Genomic DNA, 22050 nt, shown 5'->3' on the forward strand with positions numbered 1-22050 from the left:
CGGTGATGGTGATGTTCTGGCTCAAGACGAGAATCATCGAGGGTAAGGGCTCCCTTGAAAAGCTCCGAAAGGAGGCCAAGGAACACGAGAGGGTTCTTATCCTGGCCGGCAACTCGATGAAGAGACACGGCTTCCTGAGTGAGGCTGAGGACTACGTTAAAGAGGCGGGGGCGGAGGTCTTCTCAATAACCGGCCTTCCGGCGGAGCCGAGCGTGGAAACAATAGAGGAGTTCCTGCCGAAGGTGGGGGAGTTCAAGCCAGACCTGCTGGTTGCGCTCGGGGGTGGAAGTGTAATAGACACGACCAAAGCCCTTAAGGTTTTCTACGACGCTCCCGAGCTGAACTTCGAGGAGATAGCTTTCTTGGATAGATTTTCGAAGCCCAAACCCGTTCCGAAGCTGAAGACGAAGCTTATTGCTATCCCCTCGACGAGCGGTGCCGGGAGCGAGGTCTCTGGAGCGAGCGTTCTGAAGAAGGGCGGAATCAAGTACAACATCGTTACGCCCGAGATAGCACCCGATGTAGCAATACTCGACCCCCGCCTGCCGATGACGATGCCGAGGGAGGTGGCGAGGAATTCCGGACTGGATGTGCTCGTTCATGGAATAGAGGCCTACACCACCAAGGTCGCCAACGACTTCAGCGATGCGATGGCGATTAGGGCGATAAAGACCGTCTTCAACTACCTTGAGAAGAGCCTTGAAGGAGACGAGGAAGCCCGTGAAAAGATGCACTACGCTGCGACTATGGCAGGGATAGCCTTCCTCAACGCGCGCCTCGGCCTCTGCCACGCGATGAGCCACAAAGCCGCGTGGATTGGACCGCACGGGCTGCTGAATGCAATATTCCTTCCCTACGTCATGGAGTTCAATGCCGAGAGAAGCGACTACGCGAGGAGGCGCTACGACGAGATAGCGAGGGAGCTCGGCCTTAAGGATTGGAGGGCGCTGATAGAAGCCGTTAGAGAGCTGAACGAGCGGACGGACGTTCCGAAGCTGAGCGAGCTTGTTGATGAAGAAACCTTCATGGCGAGGCTCGACGAGATGGCCGAGAAGGCCTACCGCGACGGCCTTTTGGCCTTCAACCCAGTCGAGGCAAAGCCGGAAGAGATAAAGGAGCTCTACCTTAGGGCGTTCAGAGGGGAGTGAGGAAAAGAAAAGGAACAAACGGACTAAGCAACCTTCACCTCCTTTTCTCCCCCGTTCTCCACCTCGCGAATCTTTCCACCCTTCATGACCTCGACGATGGCCAGGCTTAGTATCGCCAGGAACAGGTAGATTCCTGCGGAAGTTCCGAAGAGCACCTCATAGGCTTTGGTCGTCGGTATCTTTATCTGAACCCACGAGGGGGCGCCAGGCGGGTGGAAGAGGGTGTAGTATGTGCTCATTATTGTTCCGGCTATAGCGGGCCCCCAGGTTGAGCCGAAGTTCCTGAAGAGGCTGTTCGCTCCTGTCGCAACGCCCATGACCCTCGGCGGGACGCTGAAGACGAGGACGTTGATTAGGGAGATGTTCATGAGTGTTATGCCTGCACCGACGTATGCTATCATCGCCACGAAGGCCCAGAGGTGGTTCGGTGGGAATTCAGGGGCGTACTTCGCAAGAACGGCGAGGCCAGAGCTCGCGATGAGAGCGCCCGTTATTGCGAGTGGCTTGGCGCCGACCTTCGGCATTATTTTTCCGGCAAGGGGGGCGATGATGAGCATGATACCCGCCATTGGGGTCATAAGCAGACCGCTCTGGAGTATCGTCTTGCCGAAGCCATACGGTGGCTTCATCTGGAAGATGTAGGTGTTCGCCTGGCTCATCATGGATATGCCAAAGGCCGCGAACATGATTCCGAGGTTCACTATGGCGGGGTTCCTTGCGGTCACGATGTCGAGGGGAATCAGCGGGTTCTCCGCGCGTTTCTCCCAGAGGACGAGCAAAATTGCGCCGACTATCGAGACCGCGAAGAGAACGAGGGTTTCTCTTGCGGTCCAGCCGACGTTCGGGGCGCGAGTTACCGCAACGAGTGCCGGAACGACGGCCCAGACGAGGAGCAGAGCGCCCTGCCAGTCGAGCTTTCCGGGGTTGATGTAGCGGCTCTCGCGGAGTATCTTCCACGCGAGGATGAACATCAGCACGGCGAATGGGGCGGCGGTGTGGTAGGTCCAGCGCCACCCCCAGTGCTGGGTAACGTATGCTCCGAGCGGGAGGGCTATGACCATACCGACGCCGAACATTGCGCTTATCATTCCCTGAACCTGCGGGACCATCTCGGGCGGGAACTCCTCGCGGACGAGGGCGAAAGCCAGCGGGAATATGGCCATTCCAAAGCCCTGAATTGCCCTGCTGAAGAGCAGCCACTGGAAGCTCTGCGCAAAGCCGTTCAGGATGACGCCGAGGGTGTAGAAGCCGAGGGCAACCAAAAACATCTTCTTCTTGCCGTACATGTCGCCGAGCTTTCCGAAGAGTGCCACACTGACCGTACCAACGAGCAGGTATATCGTGAGAACCCAGCTGACGTCGTTTGGATTCACCGCGAACTCCTTCTGAATCGTCGGCAGTGCGGGAGTTAGCATCGCCTCGGTGTACATGACGAGGAGAGGCAATAAAACCACGACGAGCGTGGCCTTCTTCGCGTATTTGAGGTCGTAGGTTTCGCCGTTCCTCGTGACGTTCATATCTCTTCACCGACATGTCGAACGATATATCGTCTTATAAAGTTAGCGGTAGGGGTTATAAACCGCACAACGCCAGGTTTAACCATGCACCCACTCCTCAGAAAGGCCATCCGGGAGCGCTTTGGGAGGCTCAACCGGCTCCAGCAGGACTCGTTCAGGGAAGTTAGCTCGGGAAAGAGCGTCCTAATCATCGCGCCGACCGGCTCGGGGAAGACGGAAGCCGCGGTTCTGCCCGTCTTCAACGAAATCCTTGAAGAAGGACTAAAACCCATTTCGGCCCTCTACATCGCCCCGCTCAAAGCATTAAACAGGGACTTGCTTGAGAGGCTCGAATGGTGGGGGAGGAAGCTCGGGATAACCGTCGAGGTACGGCACGGCGATACATCAGCCCACAGAAAGGCGAAGCAGACGAAGAATCCGCCCCAGATGCTAATCATCACCCCTGAAACCCTCGGCGTGATTCTGACTGTTAAATCCCTCAGAAAGCACCTCGAAAACGTGAAGTTCGTCATCGTTGACGAGATAGCGGAGCTCGTAGATAACAAGCGCGGTTCCCAGCTCCTCCTGAACCTTGAGAGACTTGCCGAGATAGCGGACTTCAAGAGGATAGGCATGACCGCAACCGTCGGCAACGAGGAAGAGGTGAGGGACTGGCTGAAGGCCGAAACGATAGTAAAGCCGAACTGGAAAAAGAGCTACCGCTTCCACGTTCTCTATCCAAAGCCGAAGGAGGAAGATAAGGAGCTGGCGGAGAAGCTGAGCGTCTCGCCCGAGATAGCGTCCCGTCTGAGGGTTCTGTGGGAGATAGTTGAAAAGCACGGAAAAGCCCTCATCTTCACCAACACGCGCCAGTTCGCGGAGGTTTTAGCCCACCGCCTCAAGGCCTGGGGAAAGCCCGTAGAGGTTCACCACGGCTCGCTCTCGAAGGAGGCGCGCGTCAGAGCCGAGAAGGCCCTTAAGGAGGGGAAAATCAAGGCCTTAATCTGCACCTCCTCAATGGAGCTCGGCATAGACATAGGTGATGTGGACGTTGTAATACAGTATATGAGCCCGAGGCAGGTCAACAGGTTGGTTCAGCGCGTCGGAAGGGCGAAGCACAGGATTGGAGAGGTCAGCGAGGGCTACATCATAGCGACGAACGTGGAGGACTACCTCCAGAGCCTCGTCATAGCGAAACGGGCCTTGGAAGGGCGTTTCGAGGCGGTCGAGCCGATAGGCGGGCTTGACGTCCTGGCTCACTTCGTCGTCGGGTTGCTCATTGAATACAAACGCCTTCCGCGCGAGAGGCCCTACGAGATAGCGAAACGAGCGTATGTTTACCGCGATTTGAGCTGGAGCGATTACCTCGACGTTCTCCGCGTTCTGGAGGACGCTCGTTTGGTCGGCTACGATGAGGAGAGCAACCTCCTCTACCTCAGGCGAGGAGCGTTCCAGTACTACTACGAGAACCTCTCGACGATTCCCGATGAAGTCTCGTGGCGCGTTTTCGACGCCAAAAGTGGGCACGTCATAGGGAGGCTCGATGAGAGCTTCGTGATGGATTTGGAGGAGGGCATGGAGTTCGTAATGAACGGGCGGAGCTGGATTGTGCTCAAGATAGACGACGAGGCGAGGCTTTTGAAGGTTCGCGAGAGCAGGAGCCTTGAGAGCGCGATACCGAGCTGGGAGGGTGAGATGATTCCCGTTCCCTTCGGGGTTGCGTTCGACGTCGGCAGGCTGAGGAGGGAGCTGGTCTTCGACTTCAACAAAGCTTTAGACCTTTTGGAGGGCGTTGAGTTCAGCGAGGAGGAACTTAGAAGGGCCTTTGAGGAAATCAGGGACGAGCCGTTTCCGACCGACCGAGATATCGTCGTCGAGAGCACCCCGAAAGCTCTGGTAATCCACGCCGATTTCGGGAGCAGGGCGAACGAAGCGATAGGGAGGATAGTTCACTCGCTCCTAATCCTCCGCTACGGCAGGGTTTTCTCCGTAAGGAGCCAGGGGCACGCGATAGTCTTCAAAACGCCATTCCAGCTCAACCCTGAGGAGGTCAAGCGCTACCTCTATCAGGAGCCCGGGAGAGTTGAGTTAATAGTTTCCCGCGCTCTGAGAGATTCCCACGCCTACCGCTGGAGAATGCTGAACGTGGCCAAGCGCTTTGGGGCGCTGAGGAGGGACGCGAGGATAAGAAAGGTGGAGAGACTCTTCGAGGGGACGGTGATTGAGAGGGAAACGCTCAACGAGCTCTACCACGACAAGGTGGATGTAAAAAAGGCCGAGCTCGTGATGGAGCTACTCAAGGCCGGCTCGCTGAGGGTGAAGACCGTCCTAAGGAAGGAGCCCTCAACTCTGGCGAGGCTCAACATGACGGTGAGCGGGGAGTTCCTGCTGTCGGGCGTTCTCGAGAGAGACGAGCTAATTGAGCTGTTCAAAAAGAGACTGCTTGAACACGAGGTCGTTCTGGTCTGCACCAACTGCGGGTGGCACTCGAAAACGAAAGTGGCGAGGCTCCAAAACATCAAGCTGAGGCAGTGCCCGCGCTGCGGCTCGAAGATGTTAGCTGTGGCGCACCCGATTGACGCCGAGGAGTTCCTCTCGGTACTTGAGAAGGTCCGCCACGGAAAGCCGCTGGAAAGGAAGGAAGAGAGAATCTACAGAAAGATTCTCAAGGCGGCCGATTTGGTCGATACCTACGGCTTCGAAGCGGTTCTAGCGCTGGCGAGCTACGGAACGGGACCAGATACCGCCGCGCGACTGCTCGCGCAGTACCGGGGAGACGCCTTAATCCTCGCGCTTATGGAGAGGGAGAAGCAGTTCATAAGAACGAGGCGGTTCTGGGTTGAGAGGAAGGAGAAGGAAGATACAGAAAACGGGAGTGCATCTTGATTTTGCGTTCTTGTAGAGACAACAATGCTTAAATATGTCGGTACCCCTCCATGACAGTATGGTAGGTGCCTATGCTGTTTGGCAGAATCAAGAAATCGCGGCATGAGATATTTGACAGGGAGTATGAATTCAACCACTAACAAGGGTTGCTGAGGATGGAGTTCCCCTAATTGTTCTCATGGGAATCAGACGGAAGAAGAGAAAAGGCTTTCGAAACCGTTAAATAGTTGCAGTGCGATTAGTCTAATCATGATGCAACAATTCGTCAACAGAAAGGGCGAGCTCGATGCTCTCAGGAGGGCCTTTGAGGGCGACAAAGCGGAGCTGATAGTGGTTTACGGGAGGAGAAGGGTCGGAAAGACGGCGCTCGTCCTGAAGGCCGCCGAAGGGTTCAGGCACGTCTACTTCCTCGCGGACGAGAGGAGCGAAGCGGAGAACCTCGCGGAGTTCAGGAAGAAGGTGGCACAATTCCTGGGCGATGAGGTCGTCGCCCGCTCCGACCTCGGCTGGATCGAGGTGTTCCGTCTCATCGCGGAGCGTGGAAATGGAGTTGTCATGATAGACGAGCTCCCCTACCTCGTTGAAGGAAACCCGGCTTTCCCCTCGGTTCTCCAGAAGGCATGGGACTTGCATCTCCAGAACTCGAAGGTCAAGCTCGTTCTCGTCGGCTCGTCAATCGGCATGATGGAGAGGCTTCTCGGCCATAAAAGCCCGCTCTACGGCAGAAGAACAATGCAGATTGACCTCAAGCCCCTCAGGTACTGGCACGTTCCTGAGTTCCTGCCCGGCTACTCCCCCGAGGACTGGATGAGGGTTTACGGCGTTGCCGACGGGATACCCCTCTACCTGAAGCAGTTCGACGGTAGTTCATCGTTCTGGGAGAACGTTGGAAGGCTATTCCTCAGAAAGGAGAGCCCCCTCTACACCGAGGCGGAGTTCCTTCTCAGACAGGAGTTCAGGGAGCCGGCGCGGTACTTCTCGATACTGAAGGCGATAGCCTTCGGGAAGACGAGCTTCGGGGAGATAGTGAACTTCACGGCCTTTGACAGGGGGACCGTTTCGCGCTACCTCGACAACCTCGCCAGAATAAGGGTGATAGCCAAGGTTCACCCGGCCTTTGAGCCCGAGAAGAGGAGGAACACCCGCTACGAGTTCGCCGATAACTACTTCCGCTTCTGGTTCCGCTTCGTCTATCCGAACAGGGAGAGGATTGAGCGGGAGCTCTACACTGAGGTTCTGAAGGACGTTAAGGCAAACTTCGACCACTACATGGGACCTGTGTTTGAGAGGGCCGCTGAGGATTTCCTGTGGCGGAGGTTCGCCTTCGAGCGGGGCGGAAGGTGGTGGCGCAGGGGAGAAGAGGTCGACTTCGTGGGCGTGAAGAACGGAACCGCGTACTTCTTCGAGGCCAAATGGGGCACCTTAGACCATCGAGAGGCCCTCCGGGTTCTTAAAAGGCTTGAGGAAAAGGCCGAGAACGTCAGAACCGGGGCAAAGAAAAGGTGCCTCGGCATCGTTGCAAGGGCCGTAGAGGACAGGGAAAGGCTTGAGGAGAGGGGCTTCCTCGTCTTCGAGCTCAGGGACCTCTTTGGATTCTCTTGAGGAACTCCTCTGCCCTCTCAAGCTCCCCCTCTCAAGCAGGAGCGGAAGCGTCGAGTAGAGCGCCAAGGGTCGCTTTTCGGCTTTTCCAAGAGCTCCTCAACCTTTGTCTTCAGCTGGAGATAAGCCTTTCCCCTTTTGAGGAAGTCCCGCAGATCCCAGACGAGGTAGCCCTCCTCCCTCAGCTCTTCCTTTCCCTCAACGCCCCTTGCGATGAGGCCGAACCTGAAAGCGCCGTCAAAGCGGACGAACCTTGCTTTGCCCTCCAGCTCCCTTAAAATCCTCCTCGCCTCCCTCTTGCCCAAGTCCTTCCACTTGACCTCAATCAGGCTGGCCATCCCCCTGCCCAACGCCACGATATCGATTTCTTCGCCCCTGAACCACCACCTGCCGAGGGTTTCGAACTCAATCGGCCTTTTGAGAAGAATGAACTCCCTCGCGAGGTCCTCAAAGCGAACCGAGAAAACCCTGTAGAGGTCGTCGAGCTTAGCGGTTCCCGAGGCTATCTCGGCCATCTGGGGGTAGGTAAGGAGAAACCAGCTCAGCAGAATCGGGTCGCTTATCCTGTAAAGGCTCACCTTCCTGCTACCGAGGATTGGGATCTCTTTCTCGCGGTCTATGAACTCTTCTACCAGTTACTGGTGGGAGCCTGCTTAAAAAGATTGGGTCAAAAGGGAAAAAGAAATGCTCAGTCGCCCTTCCCGTAAATCTCATTGAGGGCCTTCAGGAACTCGCTTGCCGTAACAACGTCCCTGACGTCTATGCGCTCGAACTTAGTGTGCGAGATGTCGAGGTTGCCTGGGCCGAAAACTATCGTCCTCGTTCCGTTGTACATGAAGTTTATCGCGTCCGTCCAGCTCCTCATTCCGCCGAACTCGTCGAGGCCCGTCTTCTCCATCGCCTTCTTGGCTAGCTGGACTATCTCTTCGTCCGGTTCGAGCTTGTAGCCGTCCCATATCTCGGTGTACTCGTAGCTCTTGGTGTACTCGTCGAGTATAGGGTCCATTAAGTCGAGGACATCCTCGACCTCCTGCTCTGGTAAGAGTCTCGCCTCGAGCCTTCCCTTGCAGAGGGCGGGGATGAGGTAAACGGGGTTCTCGCAGACGAGCTCCTGAATTCCAATGTGTGGGTCGAAGAACTCGCCCTTGGTATTGAAGGGTTCGAGCTTTTTAAGCTCCTCGAGCATCTTATAGGTCTCCTCAATCGCGTTGACACCGCTCTCGGGACAGGCACCGTGAGCTTCCTTGCCATCCACCTCAAAGTAGGCCTCGATGTTGCCGGCGTGGGCGATGTGCACCTCAAGGTCGGTCGGTTCCAGAACGACGGCCATCTTGGGCCGGTAACGCTCCATAAAGAGCGCGCTCCCGCGACCGCCGAGCTCCTCGTCGCTGACGAAGACGATACCGACGTTGAGGTCCTTGTTTTCCCTCTTCAGGCTCTCAAGCATGAGGAGTATTGCCGCGGCGCCGCCCTTTATGTCGCTCGCGCCGGTGCCGTAGATTATGTTGCCCCTGACGAAGGGCTCAGCGCGAATCGGTATCGTGTCCACGTGGACCTCGTAGAAGAGCTCCGCCTCAGGGTTCACGACGAGGTCTATTATCTCGCCGTCGCTCTCGATGTGGACGTCGTAGTCGAGCTTATGGAGGAACTCCATGATGTGGAGCATTATCCTGTCTTCCTGGCCCGAAGGCGAGGGTATCTTCAAAAGCTGGAGGAGTATTTCCTTCGCTCTCTCGGTCTTCATTTGGTTCACCTAACTTACCCTCGACGTCGCCCTTTATAAACCTCGGCATTCCAAGCGTCTCAGGATACAGTGCAGAACCTCTCAAGTATTGCTACAACTCGTCCCTTCAGATTCTCAGGCAAGTTCTCGTCTCGGAGGTACTCTTCAACATCACGGCAGCGTTTTTTAATCCATTTAGCATTACCCTCTTTTCCAGCACGCTGGAGTTCCGCCTCAAGAGCTATGAGGTGGCACTCGTACGTCTCTTTTGGGTTCTCGATTATCACGTTCGGCGTTATCTCAAGGCCTCTGGCTTTGAGGCATTCAATTTCCCTGACCTCGTGAATCACGAGGTAGTCGTTGGAGAGTATCTCCCCGGGCTCATAAACATCGTTTTCATATGTTCTCGCGTTCAGATAATCCCACAGCTCAGCGGGAGTTACCTCTGTTTCTATTCCCACCCTTTCCAGGGCTTTCTTGCACTCCTCAACCCCCGTCAGCCATTTTTCAAGGGCCGTGTTTACTGTCCAGAGAAACTCCTCCTTCGTCCCGCCCCTCCGGTAAAACTCCTCGAGCAGTTCCATGAAGCGCTTCTCATCCTCACTGAACTTCTCCCCCTTCCAGCGGAAGATTTTAAAGCGTTCTCCAAGGAGCTCGACGGTGTGAAAGCCGCTATCTCTGGGCGTTGGCTCAAGATCCTTCACGAGCTCGACAGTGTTTATCGTATCGTAGCCGAGTCTCTTCCAGAAAGCTATGGCGTCCTTATCCTGTGGCAGGACGAAGAGGTAAAGAGCCGAATCCCACTTCAGAACCTCCTCCTCGGCCCTCTCAACGAGAGCCCTTCCGATGCCCCTTCCCCTGAACTCTGGCCTTACGAAGAGCTCTTCCACCCAGAAACTTCCATCCCTGCTCGAAACCCTGATGAAACCAGCAGCCTCTCCGTTTTCAAGGGCAAGGAAGATTATGTCGTCCCTTTTAAAGTAATACGTCGCCTCGGCCCGGTACTCTGCCTCAGCGTGTGGACTCCAGCCCTGCTTCCCCCTGAGCTCCTTGAAAAACTCGATGTAAAGCCCTTGGAAGTCTGGAAGATGTTTTTCGGTTAGGCGAACTATCTCCATGCATTCAGCCCCACACGAGCCTCTTCCGGAACACCAGCACGTTAGGCTCCTCAGTCTCCTCCCATAGGAAGAGACCAAGCCTCCTCAGTCCCGGCAGGAGGGGCTTAACACCGCTCGGGAGCATCACCTCGAACTCCTCCCATCCCCTCTCGCGGGCGACCCAAGCCATAGCGGGAAGCATCGCCTTGAGAGTTGCCAGTCCAACGTCGAGGGGCGTGAACGTTGCCTCCCCCTTCGGAACGAGGAAGCGGAAGCCGTTGATGTCGTAGAATTCGGCCTTCGCCTTCAGCCATTCGAGGCTCTCATGACTCCTGCGGAGAAACTTCAATCCGGCGGGAATTACGCCGAGGGTCAGGTCTTCTAGGCTGGGCTCTACCATCGCTGGCTCCTCGGGCTCGAAGGCGGAAACCTTCGCCCCCAGGTTGAAGAACTTCGCGGTTATCGAGAAGCCGTCTCTCTTTGCCATGGCTATGCTCTCGCGGCTGAGGAAGTAGGTCGCAAACTCAAGGGCCTCAATCCTGCCTTCTTTCGCGAGTTTCTCACCAAGCTGAAGCATGAAGTCGTGGAGCTTCCTCCCGTAGCCTCTGCCCCTGTATTCTGGGTGAACCCTCAGTCCTTCAAGCCAGCCGACTTTTCCGGGCAGAATGGTTAGCTTCGCCGTCCCGACGACCTTTCCGTCCAGCTCAAGCACGTAGAAGTTATCGCCGAGCCACTCATCGAAGACCCTTGCTAAGTAATCCTCACCGTCCCAGGTCAGCCTCGCTATTTCCTCGATGAAGGGTCTATCTTCTGGCCTTGCCTCGCGGATGATCGGCTCCATGGTATCACCAAAGTTTATTGGTTCCGTCCCAATTTATGGGTTTGGGAACGTCAGGTTGAACATAAGCCCACCGGTCATGTTGAGGATGCTCTGTTTTATTTCCTGGGCCGTGGCATTGAACGGGGCCACTTTTTCGATGATGTCAAGCGTTCTCAGCTCGTCCTCTTTTTCACAGCCTCCTTTGAATGGCTTTGTAACTTCAAGCCGCTTTAGCATTCCAGTTTTCTCATCAACCTCGCCGATGATGAACCAGCACAGGGAGATGTTTTCAGATGAGGCGCACTCAATCTCAAAGTCAAACCAGTTTCCGTTTTCAGGCAGAATAGCCACATAATTACCACAAGCTCTGAGGGTGTTGTTTGAGGGTATCCCCAGAAGGGCCGTTAAATTTCGGTACAGCCGATGGTAAGTCTTCATAACGGTCAGTTGTGCAGTTGTTGACGCGACCCCTATAACATCTCCAGTGGTGTGGTTGACCACATACCATGGAAGGTCTCTAACCTGGGTTCCATTGGGGTAGTACGCTACGAGTTTAACGTAGACAATGTCCTTTTTGGCTTCGCTGAGATGATCGTACGAAATCCAGAAAACCCTTTCTTTGGGGTTATAACTGGCACTGAAGCTCCACGTGACGATGCCATCTACAGTCAGGGTTGCGTTTCCGAGTTTTTGCACCAAATCAGGCCGGGTCTCTCGGAAGTACCGTATCGCCGCGTAGATATCATTCCCGTATTCATCCCAGATCACTTGAGTGTACTGCTTCTGCTGGTCTTTAAGCCTCTCAACGTCTTTTTGAAGTCCTCTGATTTCCATGTTTAGATGAATCATCTGAGCGGTTAAAACAAGGATTATCACAGCCGGAATCGCCACTTTTAGATATGAATTCATAGCGTCCCCCTCATAAGGACAACTTTGAAATTTATAACTTTTTACCTCCAGATTAAGTGTTGCCGACGGATTTCTCCATGGACAACCGCTCTCAGTCATCCTCTGAAAAACTTTTTAAGAGGTTCTCCTAATTACACCCGGTGGTGTTAATGAAACATGTCACATCTCTGATACTTGTCCTGCTCTTAATCGTTTCGGGCTCCCTTGGCTACGCATACCACCAGAAGAGTGTTGAGTCAGAAAAGGCCAAAAACGGCCTTATTTCCGCTTTAACCCCAACCCTCCATTGCCTTGAGGAGATAACCCTTCTCAAATCAATGATCGAACACAACGCAACCAGAGACCCACTCCAGAGCCAGGTACTCTATGAAAAAGTAAGAAGGTTCAACTACTGCGCTTGGGTACTCGCGGACATTGCAGGAGACCTCTACCAATTGACAAAGGACGAGAAGTACTGGAACCTCCACAGTGCCGCGTCCAACCTAGAGGTCTTCCTAAACCACGTGAACGTTCATTATCCTTATGCAAAAGATGACCTTGAAAGAAACGCAGATCTCTTCGAGGAAATTGGAGAATCAATAAGCGAGATATACAAATCGAGGAGGGGCAACTTTACCAACGCTCAGACGGAGCGGCTGCTCAACCTGACGGAAGGCCTCTCGTAGTGATGGCGAAGAGCCCAACTGCGAGAGCCCCGATAAGAAACGCCGCTGAAGTTAGGCATAACGTCTCTACACCCCTTTCAATCAGCCACGCAAAAACCAGATGCGAGAGCGGAATCACAATCGTCGCAAGGGCGTCAAAAACGCCCCTCGCAGTCCCGAGGCTCTCAAGGGGGATGAACCTCTGCATCAGACTGTCGAACGAGACGTTGAGGAGCTCCCCGCCGAAGCCGAGGATGAAAACCGCCGGGAACAGCGCTACCACCGCCGGAACGCCGACGATGAGGAGCGCGATGCTCTGGAGGAGCATTCCGAGGATCAGCGGCCGCTTTAGTCCGGCCAGCCTCTTCCGGGCCAGGTATGTCAGCCCCGCGACCGCCACGAGGCTTCCGACCGTCGTGAGTCCCTGGAGGAGGCCGTAGAGGACCTCACCTTTTGCGAGTTCCTTTAAGGAGGCGAAGACGAATATCCTGAAGGAACCGAGAGCGAAGTTGAAGAGCAGCACCGAGGCGAGTACTCCAACCACGAGCCGACGGCTGATTTGTAGCCGTTTCTCTTCCCTTGCCTCCTCTGTCCCTTCGCGCTTCACCTCAACGTTCAGGTAGGGAACCAGCGCGAGCGCTCCGAGGAGAAGGAGAACCGCGTCGAGGAGCATTGCCCTTATCCCGAAGCGATAGGTCAAGAAGCCGGCCAGTGGAAAAGCCACCAGGGATAGGGCGTTTTCAACCGTGGCGAGCTTTGCGTTGAGGCTTTGGAGCTCTGAAGAGTCAAGGGTCATCGAGGCAATCAGCGAGAGCCCGTAGTAGCGGTGGAGAATGTCCAGAGCGGATATTCCAGAGACTATGAGGTAGAAAGCCCAGACGTTCGAGGAGAGCGGCACTATAAGAACCGCCAGTAGGGCCTGGAGGATGAGAGCGAGGAAGGCAAGCCTCACCTTTTTGGTAGCTCTATCGAGGGCCCTGCCAAGAATTGGGGGGAAGAGAACCCACGGCAGATGGGTGAAGAGCGAAAAACCGCCTATGCTGATCAGCGAGCCCGTCGCGTTCAGCAGGCTCCAGGGTAAGGCCACGTACTCGATGGCGTCCCCAACGATTCTGAGGGATGAGGTTATGACGTGCAGGCGGTAGAGGGTTCGCTTCATGGCAGGACTTTGAGGGTTCTTGCCTTAAGTTTTGCCCAGTTAATTGCTCACTCCTGACCGGAAACGCTAAAGGGTTGATCACCCAACCATTAACCATGCCCGACGAGGAGCTCGCAAGGGAAGTGCAGGAGCTCAGGAAGGCGCTCGAAGAGCTCAGGGAGAGCTTCGCCCTCGTTTCCCAGCTGGCGCAGGCTTACCTTCGGCTCATCAATCTATACGCCCAGTACGGTAGCCTGGGAATAGAGGTAGCCGTTCCCGAAGTCACCGATCCCATATCGAGGGAAATCGTCCGGATTCTCTTCGACCTCAAGCGGGCCAACGTGAGCCAGATAGCGCGGGAGCTGAAGGGTAGGCGCGGAAAGGCTTCCCGCAACACGGTTCGAGCGAAGCTGGCCGAGCTGAAGGAGATGGGCATCGTCGTTGAGATTCCCGGCGAGCGGGGAAAATGCTACGCCCTCTCAAAGAGGGTGGTCAAAAAGTGGCTCGAAATAATCGGAATCCCGATTAAGCTTGACCGGACTAATGATTATCGGGGTGGTTGACATGGTGGATGAAAAGGGTGGAACTCCGAAGAAGCTGGAGGAACTCCTAAATGAGATTGTAGAAGAGATGAGGAACGCCAGGAGCGAGGAGGAGCTCGAAGTCCTCAGGAAGAAGGCGGACATACTGGAGGACCTCATAGAGGCCTACGAGGGTGACAAGGATTTGGAGAAGATACCCCTCCTCATGGAGAAGGTCGGCGAAATGGTGGAGGACATCCTTCAGCCACTCAAAGAGCTCCTCAACGAGCTCTACAGCCCTGAGAGGGTTCAGGCGATGGGAAAGAGCGTGGCGGAGTTTTATAAGAGCCTCGTCGAGGCGGGCATGGACAAAGAGGCGGCGCTTGAGCTTACCAAGGAGTACATGGACTCGATAAACCCCGGCAAGAAGCTCATGGAGATGCTCGGCGGCCTTATGAAGGGGCACGGCGGAAGGTTCCAGATTCCAGGATTTCCTCATGGACGTGGAGGAGAGAGAAAGACCGACGGGGAGGGCGAATGAACCCGCTCCCAATTTTTCGCTTTTTTCTCCGCCTTCCATCGCTCGCGTTTAGAATTGCCGGTCTTGTGAGGATAACCAACCGGGCGAGGAGGAGCTTTAAAAAAGTCCTCAGGAAGGAAGGCCTGCCCGAAGACGTCGCTGAGGAGCTTGAAAGGCATTTCACTCCTCGGTTTCCTTCTCTTCTCAAGCGGTAACCAATTCTTCAAGATTTTCAATGGGGTTACCTGGTTCATAGATGTCCCGATTGAGCAGGCCATTGCCCTCTTTAGTCAACTTGCCTCGAAGTTTCTTCAGTTCCCCACATGGCCATAACGGTCGCTTTTACCGCGCTCTCGTTCCCGTAGAGGAGCATCACCCTGTCCATACCCGGCCCGTTGTACAGCTCAATGTACACACTTCCATTGCCCTCAAAGTAGGCCCGCTGGACGATCTCCCCCGCCGGATCCCGGGATTTCAGGGGTGGAAGGGGTTTCTCCCGAAAGTCCAGCCCCTTGATCCGCTCTTCCAGCGTAACGTAAACTTCCCCTCCACATCCCCGTCTATAAACGGCCACCTCTATTCTTGCCCCCTCGGGGGTGAAACCGCTCGCCGAGAGAAGGTCGCCGGAGAAGATTTTGCTCCTTCCAGTTCTGTTTTCAATCCGGGTGTGCATGAAGAGACCGAGCATCTTCCCGGGGGACGGGCCCACCCACATCATGCTGAACATAAGCTTGTTGAGGGTGTACTCGGCCATATCGGACCACTCCTCGTCGTAGGGAACCTTCAGGATCACGATGAAATAGAATCCATCAAAATACGCGCCAAAGGCAGAGTAAAGCGCATCCCTTCCCAGCCATTTGTCTCTGCCGGTGGCGTTTCCAATTGTGGCGAGTTTCTTTTTGAGCGCGCCCAACGCTTCTGCTGCCGAATAGGAATCCGGATAAGCAAAAACGCCGATGTACGCGTTGGAAACCTTAAAGGTTTTATTTGCAAGACTGCCCTCCGGAACGGGGAAATCTGGCCTGGCTGGTACGATCGAGTACTTTTCTTTAAGGGGCTTGATGAATCCGGCGATGCTGCTGTTTGGGTCCATCCCGCAGAGGGGATCCGATGGGGCTATTATTCCAATTTCAGCCAAAAACCCTTCTTTTGTGGAGGCCGTTGGGGTTGAGGTTTTCGTTTCAGGGGACTTCTCAGGGGAGCTCAGGCATCCGGCGGCGATCACGATGGCAACCAGGATAAGGGTTAAAACTTTCTTCATGGTGACCCCTGCTTTACTACTCGAAGAAAGTATAAATAGTTTTTGCAGCGCATGTGAAAACTCGGAGGTAGCCAGACTGGTGGCGGTTGCATTTCCTCTTCGAACGTGCCAGAGGAGTTGCTCTGTTTCTGCGGGGGCTAAAAGTACCTCTCAAAGAAGTCTCCCAGGTCTCTTCCGCTCAACTCCTCCGCGAGTTTTTTGAATCTCTCAAAATCCACGTTCTCAGCTCCCGCGAGAATTCTCAGCAGATCGTAGAAGGAATCCTCCATTAGCAGGTGAAGGTCGTAAAGGATTAAGGCCCCTTTCGTGTACGATAGCTCCCACAGGCCTAACTCTCCCCACTCCGACGGTTTGAGCTTCTCTGCCTCTGGAAAGCGCTTAACCACTGCCTTGTAATTCCTTCTCAGGCCTTCGATGAAGCGGTTGAAGGCTTCCTCGCCGTGTATCTCCCTAATCGCCAGCGCAGTCAGGTAGTTGGCGAAGGCCTCGTCAAAGAACCTGCTCTGGTGCGCCTCGGGCGTTGCCCTCGGGTTCCAGAGATGGGCGAGCTCGTGGTAGAGGTTTGCTGGTATCTCCGCCCTGAGCGAGCTTCCAGAGACTAGCGCGTAGCCCTTCCCGGCCTGCCCACCGTAGTTCTCAGGCGTCTCGATGACGGTAAACTTCTCCACCCTGCTCCCCAGAATTGTTGAGTAGAATTCGTGCGCTTTCCCGAGTAGGTCAAGTGTCCTCTCAATTCCTTCCTCGCTAAGAATGAAGAGCCTGAAGGGCTCCTTTTCAATGACCTTGAACGGTGCCACCGCGATGTCGAGCCTTTTTGTGCCCTCGATTCTCAGCCGGTTTTCCTTGATTTCCCCGCCGAACGCGACCACCAACCCCTCAGGAATGCCTTCAACGGTTATCTCGGCGTCAAACTCCGAGCCCACGACAGACTTGATGAGGCTCTCGAAGTCCGGCTCTGAGGGAATCGGGTAGAAGAGCGAGTCAGTCCTGAGGAGGGTATACTCCGGATTTATTGAGTCCTTGAGGTACGGGAGAACGCTTTCATAGCTCTCAAGCCTGCCGGAGTACGTCAGCTCAACTTCTTCAAGTGGCAGCTCAAGCCGAACGACGCTGGCCTCGTAGGCCTCAAGTCCATTAAACCCTTCAACGCGCTGGGAAAAGGGAGCGCTCGCGGAGTTTACGGACAAACCCCGATTGAGGAGGAAGGTCCCCGCTTTTCCGGCCAGTTTTAACTTTGCCATCCCTTCCAGCGTCCCTCTCTCAAAGTTGAGGCCCAGGCGGAGTTCCAGACGTTCAATCATTTTCTTCCCCTCTGAACTTCTCGTAGATCAGCTCGTCTAAGTACCTCCCGTCGCTCCAGACATGCTCCCTGAACCGTCCGCTCAAAGAGAAGCCGTTCTTCTCGAGAATGCGGATTGAGGGAATGTTGTCGCTGTGAACCTTCGCCCAGACCTTGTGGAGATTGAGATGAGTAAAGGCGTATTCGCAGAGGAGCTTCACCGTCTCCGTCCCGTAACCCTTTCCCCTATCTTCCGGTGAAAGGTAGTAGAGTATCTCCCCCCACCTTGCCTGCCAGTTGATCCAGTTGAATCCGGCTATGCCCACGAGCTTTCCGCTCTCGTTTTCTATCACCGCGAAAGTTGGACTTTTCTCCCTGTTCCTCTTCAGCTCCTCGTAGAACTCCTCCTCTTCCTCGGGCAGGGTGAAGTGGGCTGAGTTGAAGAGACCCCTAACGGTGCTCCTGTCATTGAACCATTCCCAGCTTTTGGGGAGGTCTTCCCTGAGAAGAATCGCCAGGGAGACCTTTTTACCCTTCAAAATTATCGGGCGCATGGGCATCACCTAAAGCGCCAGGTTCAAAAACCAAGTGAAGACCGGGAGCTTTAATTTTTCCACTCCCTCACTATCCGCACATCAAAAAGTCCCTTATAAACCTTCAGGGCTCCAGCACCCGGTAGAACTTCCTGTAGGCTTTCTTTATTTCTTCGCAACTAACTTTGCCGAGGAGATACTCAAGGTCGGGCTCTTTCCCGAGCTCGCGGATGAACTCTTCTATCTCTCCCCTCGAGCGTTCTAAGACCTCGGCTATAAATTCCGGCGAATCGTTGAGGACCGCCCTCCCGTACGTCGTCAGGAAGCGGTGGGAAGTCCCTCCAAAGCGGTCGAGGTTATTTTTAAGCGATAGCTCAAGGTACTTGAGTCCCAGGAAGTAAGGCACGCCTATGACGAAGCCCATTGCCCTGTCGTGCTCCTCGGCGCTTACAAACTCCACCCTGCCGCCGAGCGACCTCAGGAAGTTGGCGATGTGCTCGGCGTCGTCTTCCCTGCCCTCAACCGGTATTACAAGGAACAGCTGGCCGTTAAAGCTCTCAACGCCCTCCCCGAACATCGGATGAACGCTCGCGACCTTAACCTCGGGCGGAAAGCCTTTGTAAAGGCCTATGAGTTCCCGCTTGAAAGTGGCTATGTCGAAGATGATGGCGTTTTTGGGTTGCCGTGAGGCTATGAGGGCGAGCTCCTCCAGCTGTTGGGGAATCGAGTCGAGGGAAGAGGCCAATATCAGGACGTCCGCCCACTCGTACATGTCCTCCAGGTTATCGAAGTCAGCTTTGGCGTGTCGTGAATAGAACCTCACCTCCCCGCCCAGGCACCGCTTGAAGAGCCTGCCCATCCTCCCGTAGCCGGCGATCCCAACGCGCATTGGACCTCCTCCCTTATTGTTTTGAGCCCCTCCTCGAGGTGGCTCCCGGTCAGGGAAATTCTGATGAAGTCCCGGTACGGCCCAAAGGCCACGCCGGGGAACACGGCCACCCCTTTGTCGAGGAGCCTCTCCGCGAAGGCCAGCCCGTCCCCGGGAACGCGGAGGAAGACGTAAAAGGCTCCTTCGGGCTCTCTAAAGTAGAGGCCCCTCAGAATCCTTGAGGCGAGCTTTGCCCTCCGCATGTATTCTTTTCTGACATCATCAACAAGCTCATCCCTGAGTTCGAGGGCCTTTATCCCAGCCCTCTGGACGAATGGCGGAACGCACGTTACCGTGGATTCCATGAAGTGCCTTATCCTCGCTATCTCCTCCCTGTCGGCTATGGCGTAGCCGAGCCTGAACCCCGTCATCGAGTAGAGCTTTGAGAACCCCTTAACGGTTACCGCGTTCTCGTAGAGTTCCCTCACCGGAGTGAAGTCCATGAAGGAGAGCTCGGCGTATATCTCGTCCGACAGCACCTTTGCCCCGGTTTCCTCCGCCAGCTCGAGGATTTCTTTGAGTTCCGAGCGCGAGAGAACCCGTCCGGTGGGATTGTTCGGGTAGTTGAGGATTAATAAATCGGCGTTGAGCTCCTCCAGCCTGGGCCTCCATTCCTCTTCAAGGCGTGTCCTGATGACTTCGACTTCCTTCCCGAACTGCCTCGCTATCAGGACGTAGGCGCTCCAGTATGGCGCTATCACGGCTATTCTGTCTGCCATCGCGATCTCGGCCGCTATCAGGATCTTTGAACCTGGCCCAACGATAACTTCTTCCGGCGAGACACCTTCGGCTTCAGCTATCCTCTCCCTGAGCTCCCCCATTCCAGAGCTTGAGATGTAGCCGGTCTCTCCCCTTCTGAGCGACGCCACTGTTTCCTCTATGATTTCCTCCCTCACGGGTATGTCAGGCTGGCCCGCGTCGAGCCTTATCCCAGGTTTAATCTCGTTTATCCTGTTGAAGAACTCATACACGTTGAACATCTCGGCTCACCCTGATTATCGCCTCGAAAACCTGCCTGAACTCCCCTGCCCTCTCCAGCACGACCTTTTCACGTCCCTCATCGACCACTGGAAGGCCGAGCCGGGCCTTAACCTCGCCTATGCGCGAGGCCACTTCGATTCTCTCCCTCAGGAGGCGTATTATCTCCTCATCTATCTCGTCTATTCTTGCCCTAAGCCTCTCTATCTCTGACATATAGTCAAATTTCTGCTTTGTCATTAGCGAAACATCACCATTATTGGCCTTAAGTTGGACGGAAGGTTTTAAGGGTTTGGGCAGGCTCACCTGACCACACCCTCCCAGGCTTTTCTCCTCAGCAGGTGGTCGGCCAGAACGAAGGCGACCATCGCCTCGACAACCGGGAGCGCCTTAGGAACGATGCACGAATCAAAGCGGCCCCTAAGTCTGAGCTCCACTTCATCCATCCTCTCGAGGTCAACCGTTCTCTGGGGCAGGTATATTGATGGTGTCGGCTTGAAGGCCACCCTTGCCACGAGGGGCATTCCCGTTGTTATCCCGCCCAACACACCCCCGTGGTTGTTCGTCTCGGTGGCAACTCTCCCGTTCCTCACCACGAAGGGGTCGTTCGCCTCGCTCCCCCTCATCTCGGCGAACCTGAAGCCGAGCCCGAACTCGACGCCCTTAACGGCCGGAATCCTGAAGAGGGCGGACGCCAAATCCGCCTCGATGTCCTCATCCCACGGCCCCCCGAGGCCCGCGGGAACGTTTATCGCCACGACCTCTACAGTTCCGCCGACGCTGTCTCCGCTCTTCCTCGCCTTTTCCATCTCCTCCAGCATTCTCTCAAAGGCGTCCTCGTCCGGGCAGTAGGGGTTTGGCGATGCGAACAGCTCCTCGGGCTCAACTTGGGGACACTCTACCGGGCCTATCCTCCTGATGTAGGCCCTAACCCTGATGCCGAACCTCTCGAGAAGCTTTTTGGCGAAGTAGCCCGCTATGACGACGCCGACGGTCAGCCTGCCCGAGAAGTGGCCGCCGCCGCGGTAGTCGTTGTAGCCGAAGAACTTCACCTTTGCTGGATAATCCGCATGGCCGGGCCTCGGCGTGTTCCTTATCTCCTCGTAGTAGGAGGAATCGGCATCTCTGTTCCACACGAGAACCGTAACAGGAGTCCCAGTGGTGAAGCCGTTGAAGACCCCCGAGACGATAACGGGCTCGTCGCTTTCTCTTCTCTTCGTCGAAAACCGCCGAATGCCCTTCCTCCTCTCGAGCTCGGCCTTCATCTCCTCAACCTTCACCTCTATTCCCGGCGGCAGGCCCTCTATGAGGATTCCAACGGCCTTCCCGTGGCTCTCCCCGAAGAGCGTGAAGCTCAGCAGTTTCCCCTTCATCCGAGCAACCTCCTCAAATCGCCAAAAAACCCCGGATAGGACTTGGCAACGACCCTCTCGTTTTTAATCACCGTCTTCCCCCTCGCCCCGAGGCCCAGCACGGCCATCGCCATCGCAACCCTGTGGTCGTTGAAGTCCTCGACAACAACCCCCCTCGGCCTTCCGCCGTGGATTTCGAGGCCGTCCTCGAGTTCCCTCACCTTTATACCAGCTCTGGCGAGGTTGACTGCCATCGCGCGAACCCTGTCGCTTTCCTTATACCTCAGCTGTCTGCCCCTGATGACGCTCCTCCCCTCGGCGTACGCCGCCAATACGCTGAGTATCGGAAACAGGTCTGGAAAGTCCGAGCAGTTTATTTCGAAGCCCCTCAGCTCTCCCCTGGAAACCTCCACGTAGTCCCCCCCGACCTTAACGTTGGCCCCTATCTCCCCCAGAATTTCGACAATGGCCATATCGGCCTGAACGTCTCCGGGGTCGAGGTTCTCGACCCTCACCCTTCCGTACAGCGCACCGGCAACTAAGAAGAAGGAGGCGCTCGAGTAGTCGCCGGGAACGTGGAATTTTGTTCCCTTAACTCCCGGGAAAACTCTAACTCCTCCGTTCCGCTCAAAGGTTACGCCAAAGGCCTCCATAGTCCTGAGCGTCATCTCTATATAGGGCTTTGACACGGCTTTCTCGAACTCGACGCGCATCCCCACTTTGGAGGCGAGTATCAGAAGGGCCGTGACGAACTGGGATGAGAGCGAGGCGTCAACGCTAACCCTCCCACCGGGCATTCCGCCGAAAACCTCAATCGGGAGTTTCTCCCCCCTGACCGTTACCCCCAGAGAGCGGAGCGCGCGGACGAGCGGGGCGAAGGGCCTCTCCCTCAGCCTTCCTTGGCCATCTATAACGCTCCTACCCCTCGCGAGCGAGGCAACCGCAACGCTTATTCTTGCAGTCGTTCCCGATTCCCTCGCGTTTATCTCCGCTTTCCTGAGCTCCTCCGGCGGAACAACGCGGTTCCAGTCGGCTTCAGCCCCGAAGGCCCTTATGGCGTTCAGCGTCGCCTCGGTGTCGTCGCTCACGAGGGGTTCCTCGATCGTGCTCTCACCATCCGCGAGGAGCGCGAGGAAGAACGCCCGGTGGGTGTAGCTCTTCGAGGGAGGAGCCCTAACCTTCCCTTCAAGCCAGTCAACTGGCTCTACAATCAAGCTA

General features: G+C 55.6%; 22 protein-coding genes. 7 read left to right on the plus strand and 15 right to left on the minus strand.

Features of this window, described 5'->3' with window-relative positions; all coding sequences use genetic code 11:
- Nucleotides 1-11: 11 nt before the first annotated feature.
- Entirely contained in the window at nt 12-1148 is a 1137-nt protein-coding gene (locus tag TGAM_RS07960; protein ID WP_015859185.1) for an iron-containing alcohol dehydrogenase, read from the plus strand.
- A gap of 23 nt (nt 1149-1171) precedes the next feature.
- Here TGAM_RS07960 and TGAM_RS07965 read toward each other — a convergent pair whose 3' ends face one another.
- Nucleotides 1172-2665, minus strand: a complete 1494-nt coding sequence (locus TGAM_RS07965; RefSeq protein WP_015859186.1) for an MFS transporter — start codon at nt 2663-2665, stop codon at nt 1172-1174.
- Between the two features lie 84 nt (nt 2666-2749).
- On the opposite strand from TGAM_RS07965, the gene TGAM_RS07970 reads away from it, so the two are divergent.
- Nucleotides 2750-5530, plus strand: coding sequence for a DEAD/DEAH box helicase (locus TGAM_RS07970; RefSeq protein ID WP_015859187.1), 2781 nt, complete (start codon nt 2750-2752; stop codon nt 5528-5530).
- Between the two features lie 249 nt (nt 5531-5779).
- Complete coding sequence (locus tag TGAM_RS07975; protein WP_015859188.1) at nt 5780-7132, plus strand: ATP-binding protein; 1353 nt, start codon at nt 5780-5782, stop codon at nt 7130-7132.
- A 17-nt stretch (nt 7133-7149) separates the two neighbouring features.
- On the opposite strand, the gene TGAM_RS07980 is transcribed toward TGAM_RS07975, so the two are convergent.
- The 5 genes from TGAM_RS07980 to TGAM_RS08000 form a co-directional block, all read right to left on the minus strand.
- Entirely contained in the window at nt 7150-7707 is a 558-nt protein-coding gene (locus TGAM_RS07980; RefSeq protein WP_015859189.1) for a DUF234 domain-containing protein, read from the minus strand.
- A 110-nt stretch (nt 7708-7817) separates the two neighbouring features.
- Nucleotides 7818-8873, minus strand: a complete 1056-nt coding sequence (locus TGAM_RS07985) for a M20/M25/M40 family metallo-hydrolase (RefSeq protein ID WP_048811278.1) — start codon at nt 8871-8873, stop codon at nt 7818-7820.
- Nucleotides 8874-8932: 59 nt separating this feature from the next.
- The gene (locus TGAM_RS11375; RefSeq protein WP_015859191.1) at nt 8933-9970 is read right to left on the minus strand and encodes a GNAT family N-acetyltransferase; all 1038 of its coding nucleotides are present in this window, start codon (nt 9968-9970) and stop codon (nt 8933-8935) included.
- A 4-nt stretch (nt 9971-9974) separates the two neighbouring features.
- The gene (locus TGAM_RS07995) at nt 9975-10790 is read right to left on the minus strand and encodes a GNAT family N-acetyltransferase (RefSeq protein WP_015859192.1); all 816 of its coding nucleotides are present in this window, start codon (nt 10788-10790) and stop codon (nt 9975-9977) included.
- A gap of 33 nt (nt 10791-10823) precedes the next feature.
- Nucleotides 10824-11777 (minus strand): hypothetical protein, encoded by a 954-nt coding sequence (locus TGAM_RS08000; RefSeq protein WP_015859193.1) that lies wholly within the window; start codon nt 11775-11777, stop codon nt 10824-10826.
- Nucleotides 11778-11818: 41 nt separating this feature from the next.
- On the opposite strand from TGAM_RS08000, the gene TGAM_RS08005 reads away from it, so the two are divergent.
- A complete protein-coding gene (locus TGAM_RS08005) occupies nt 11819-12343 on the plus strand; it encodes a hypothetical protein (protein WP_015859194.1) in 525 nt (174 codons plus the stop codon).
- Here the strand turns inward: TGAM_RS08005 and TGAM_RS08010 are convergent.
- Entirely contained in the window at nt 12318-13481 is a 1164-nt protein-coding gene (locus TGAM_RS08010) for an MFS transporter (RefSeq protein ID WP_015859195.1), read from the minus strand. The two genes, TGAM_RS08005 and TGAM_RS08010, sit on opposite strands and share 26 nt — an antisense overlap.
- Before the next feature lie 95 nt (nt 13482-13576).
- Between TGAM_RS08010 and TGAM_RS08015 the strand changes: the two genes are divergently transcribed.
- Genes TGAM_RS08015 through TGAM_RS08025 form a run of 3 tightly spaced genes read left to right on the plus strand, consistent with a single transcriptional unit; the run spans nt 13577 to nt 14716 of the window.
- A complete protein-coding gene (locus tag TGAM_RS08015) occupies nt 13577-14023 on the plus strand; it encodes a helix-turn-helix domain-containing protein (RefSeq protein ID WP_015859196.1) in 447 nt (148 codons plus the stop codon).
- Between the two features lies 1 nt (nt 14024).
- Nucleotides 14025-14522 carry a hypothetical protein gene (locus TGAM_RS08020; RefSeq protein ID WP_048811281.1) on the plus strand — a complete coding sequence of 166 codons (498 nt, stop codon included), beginning with the start codon at nt 14025-14027 and terminating at the stop codon, nt 14520-14522.
- Entirely contained in the window at nt 14519-14716 is a 198-nt protein-coding gene (locus tag TGAM_RS08025; protein WP_015859198.1) for a hypothetical protein, read from the plus strand. Before TGAM_RS08020 ends, TGAM_RS08025 begins: the two co-directional genes overlap by 4 nt.
- A gap of 71 nt (nt 14717-14787) precedes the next feature.
- Here the strand turns inward: TGAM_RS08025 and TGAM_RS08030 are convergent, their stop codons facing one another.
- The 8 genes from TGAM_RS08030 to aroA form a co-directional block, all read right to left on the minus strand.
- Entirely contained in the window at nt 14788-15762 is a 975-nt protein-coding gene (locus TGAM_RS08030) for a hypothetical protein (protein ID WP_015859199.1), read from the minus strand.
- 137 nt (nt 15763-15899) lie between these two features.
- Nucleotides 15900-17063, minus strand: coding sequence for a gluzincin family metallopeptidase (locus TGAM_RS08035; RefSeq protein WP_015859200.1), 1164 nt, complete (start codon nt 17061-17063; stop codon nt 15900-15902).
- Complete coding sequence (locus TGAM_RS08040; RefSeq protein WP_015859201.1) at nt 17056-17595, minus strand: GNAT family N-acetyltransferase; 540 nt, start codon at nt 17593-17595, stop codon at nt 17056-17058. Before TGAM_RS08040 ends, TGAM_RS08035 begins: the two co-directional genes overlap by 8 nt.
- Before the next feature lie 103 nt (nt 17596-17698).
- Nucleotides 17699-18463 (minus strand): prephenate dehydrogenase/arogenate dehydrogenase family protein, encoded by a 765-nt coding sequence (locus tag TGAM_RS08045; protein WP_048811282.1) that lies wholly within the window; start codon nt 18461-18463, stop codon nt 17699-17701.
- Nucleotides 18394-19482 (minus strand): pyridoxal phosphate-dependent aminotransferase, encoded by a 1089-nt coding sequence (locus TGAM_RS08050; RefSeq protein ID WP_048811283.1) that lies wholly within the window; start codon nt 19480-19482, stop codon nt 18394-18396. The genes TGAM_RS08045 and TGAM_RS08050 overlap by 70 nt, the downstream gene beginning before the upstream one ends.
- On the minus strand, nt 19466-19720 hold the full coding sequence (locus TGAM_RS08055; RefSeq protein ID WP_238516200.1) for a chorismate mutase: 255 nt from the start codon (nt 19718-19720) through the stop codon (nt 19466-19468). Before TGAM_RS08055 ends, TGAM_RS08050 begins: the two co-directional genes overlap by 17 nt.
- Before the next feature lie 62 nt (nt 19721-19782).
- Entirely contained in the window at nt 19783-20853 is a 1071-nt protein-coding gene (gene aroC / locus TGAM_RS08060; RefSeq protein WP_015859205.1) for a chorismate synthase, read from the minus strand.
- Nucleotides 20850-22046, minus strand: a complete 1197-nt coding sequence (gene aroA, locus TGAM_RS08065; protein ID WP_015859206.1) for a 3-phosphoshikimate 1-carboxyvinyltransferase — start codon at nt 22044-22046, stop codon at nt 20850-20852. Before aroA ends, aroC begins: the two co-directional genes overlap by 4 nt.
- Nucleotides 22047-22050 lie beyond the last annotated feature (4 nt).

Origin of the sequence: Thermococcus gammatolerans EJ3, assembly GCF_000022365.1 — an archaeon.
In the GTDB taxonomy this organism is placed as follows: domain Archaea; phylum Methanobacteriota_B; class Thermococci; order Thermococcales; family Thermococcaceae; genus Thermococcus; species Thermococcus gammatolerans.

Coding starts and splice junctions, on each gene's coding strand:
- TGAM_RS07960 (WP_015859185.1), top strand. CDS start 12: ATGTTCTGGCTCAAGACGAGAATCATCGAGGGTAAGGGCTCCCTTGAA.
- TGAM_RS07965 (WP_015859186.1), bottom strand. CDS start 2,665: ATGAACGTCACGAGGAACGGCGAAACCTACGACCTCAAATACGCGAAG.
- TGAM_RS07970 (WP_015859187.1), top strand. CDS start 2,750: ATGCACCCACTCCTCAGAAAGGCCATCCGGGAGCGCTTTGGGAGGCTC.
- TGAM_RS07975 (WP_015859188.1), top strand. CDS start 5,780: ATGATGCAACAATTCGTCAACAGAAAGGGCGAGCTCGATGCTCTCAGG.
- TGAM_RS07985 (WP_048811278.1), bottom strand. CDS start 8,873: ATGAAGACCGAGAGAGCGAAGGAAATACTCCTCCAGCTTTTGAAGATA.
- TGAM_RS11375 (WP_015859191.1), bottom strand. CDS start 9,970: ATGGAGATAGTTCGCCTAACCGAAAAACATCTTCCAGACTTCCAAGGG.
- TGAM_RS07995 (WP_015859192.1), bottom strand. CDS start 10,790: ATGGAGCCGATCATCCGCGAGGCAAGGCCAGAAGATAGACCCTTCATC.
- TGAM_RS08000 (WP_015859193.1), bottom strand. CDS start 11,777: ATGACTGAGAGCGGTTGTCCATGGAGAAATCCGTCGGCAACACTTAAT.
- TGAM_RS08010 (WP_015859195.1), bottom strand. CDS start 13,481: ATGAAGCGAACCCTCTACCGCCTGCACGTCATAACCTCATCCCTCAGA.
- TGAM_RS08015 (WP_015859196.1), top strand. CDS start 13,577: ATGCCCGACGAGGAGCTCGCAAGGGAAGTGCAGGAGCTCAGGAAGGCG.
- TGAM_RS08020 (WP_048811281.1), top strand. CDS start 14,025: ATGGTGGATGAAAAGGGTGGAACTCCGAAGAAGCTGGAGGAACTCCTA.
- TGAM_RS08025 (WP_015859198.1), top strand. CDS start 14,519: ATGAACCCGCTCCCAATTTTTCGCTTTTTTCTCCGCCTTCCATCGCTC.
- TGAM_RS08030 (WP_015859199.1), bottom strand. CDS start 15,762: ATGAAGAAAGTTTTAACCCTTATCCTGGTTGCCATCGTGATCGCCGCC.
- TGAM_RS08035 (WP_015859200.1), bottom strand. CDS start 17,063: ATGATTGAACGTCTGGAACTCCGCCTGGGCCTCAACTTTGAGAGAGGG.
- TGAM_RS08040 (WP_015859201.1), bottom strand. CDS start 17,595: ATGCGCCCGATAATTTTGAAGGGTAAAAAGGTCTCCCTGGCGATTCTT.
- TGAM_RS08045 (WP_048811282.1), bottom strand. CDS start 18,463: ATGCGCGTTGGGATCGCCGGCTACGGGAGGATGGGCAGGCTCTTCAAG.
- TGAM_RS08050 (WP_048811283.1), bottom strand. CDS start 19,482: ATGTTCAACGTGTATGAGTTCTTCAACAGGATAAACGAGATTAAACCT.
- TGAM_RS08055 (WP_238516200.1), bottom strand. CDS start 19,720: ATGACAAAGCAGAAATTTGACTATATGTCAGAGATAGAGAGGCTTAGG.
- aroC (WP_015859205.1), bottom strand. CDS start 20,853: ATGAAGGGGAAACTGCTGAGCTTCACGCTCTTCGGGGAGAGCCACGGG.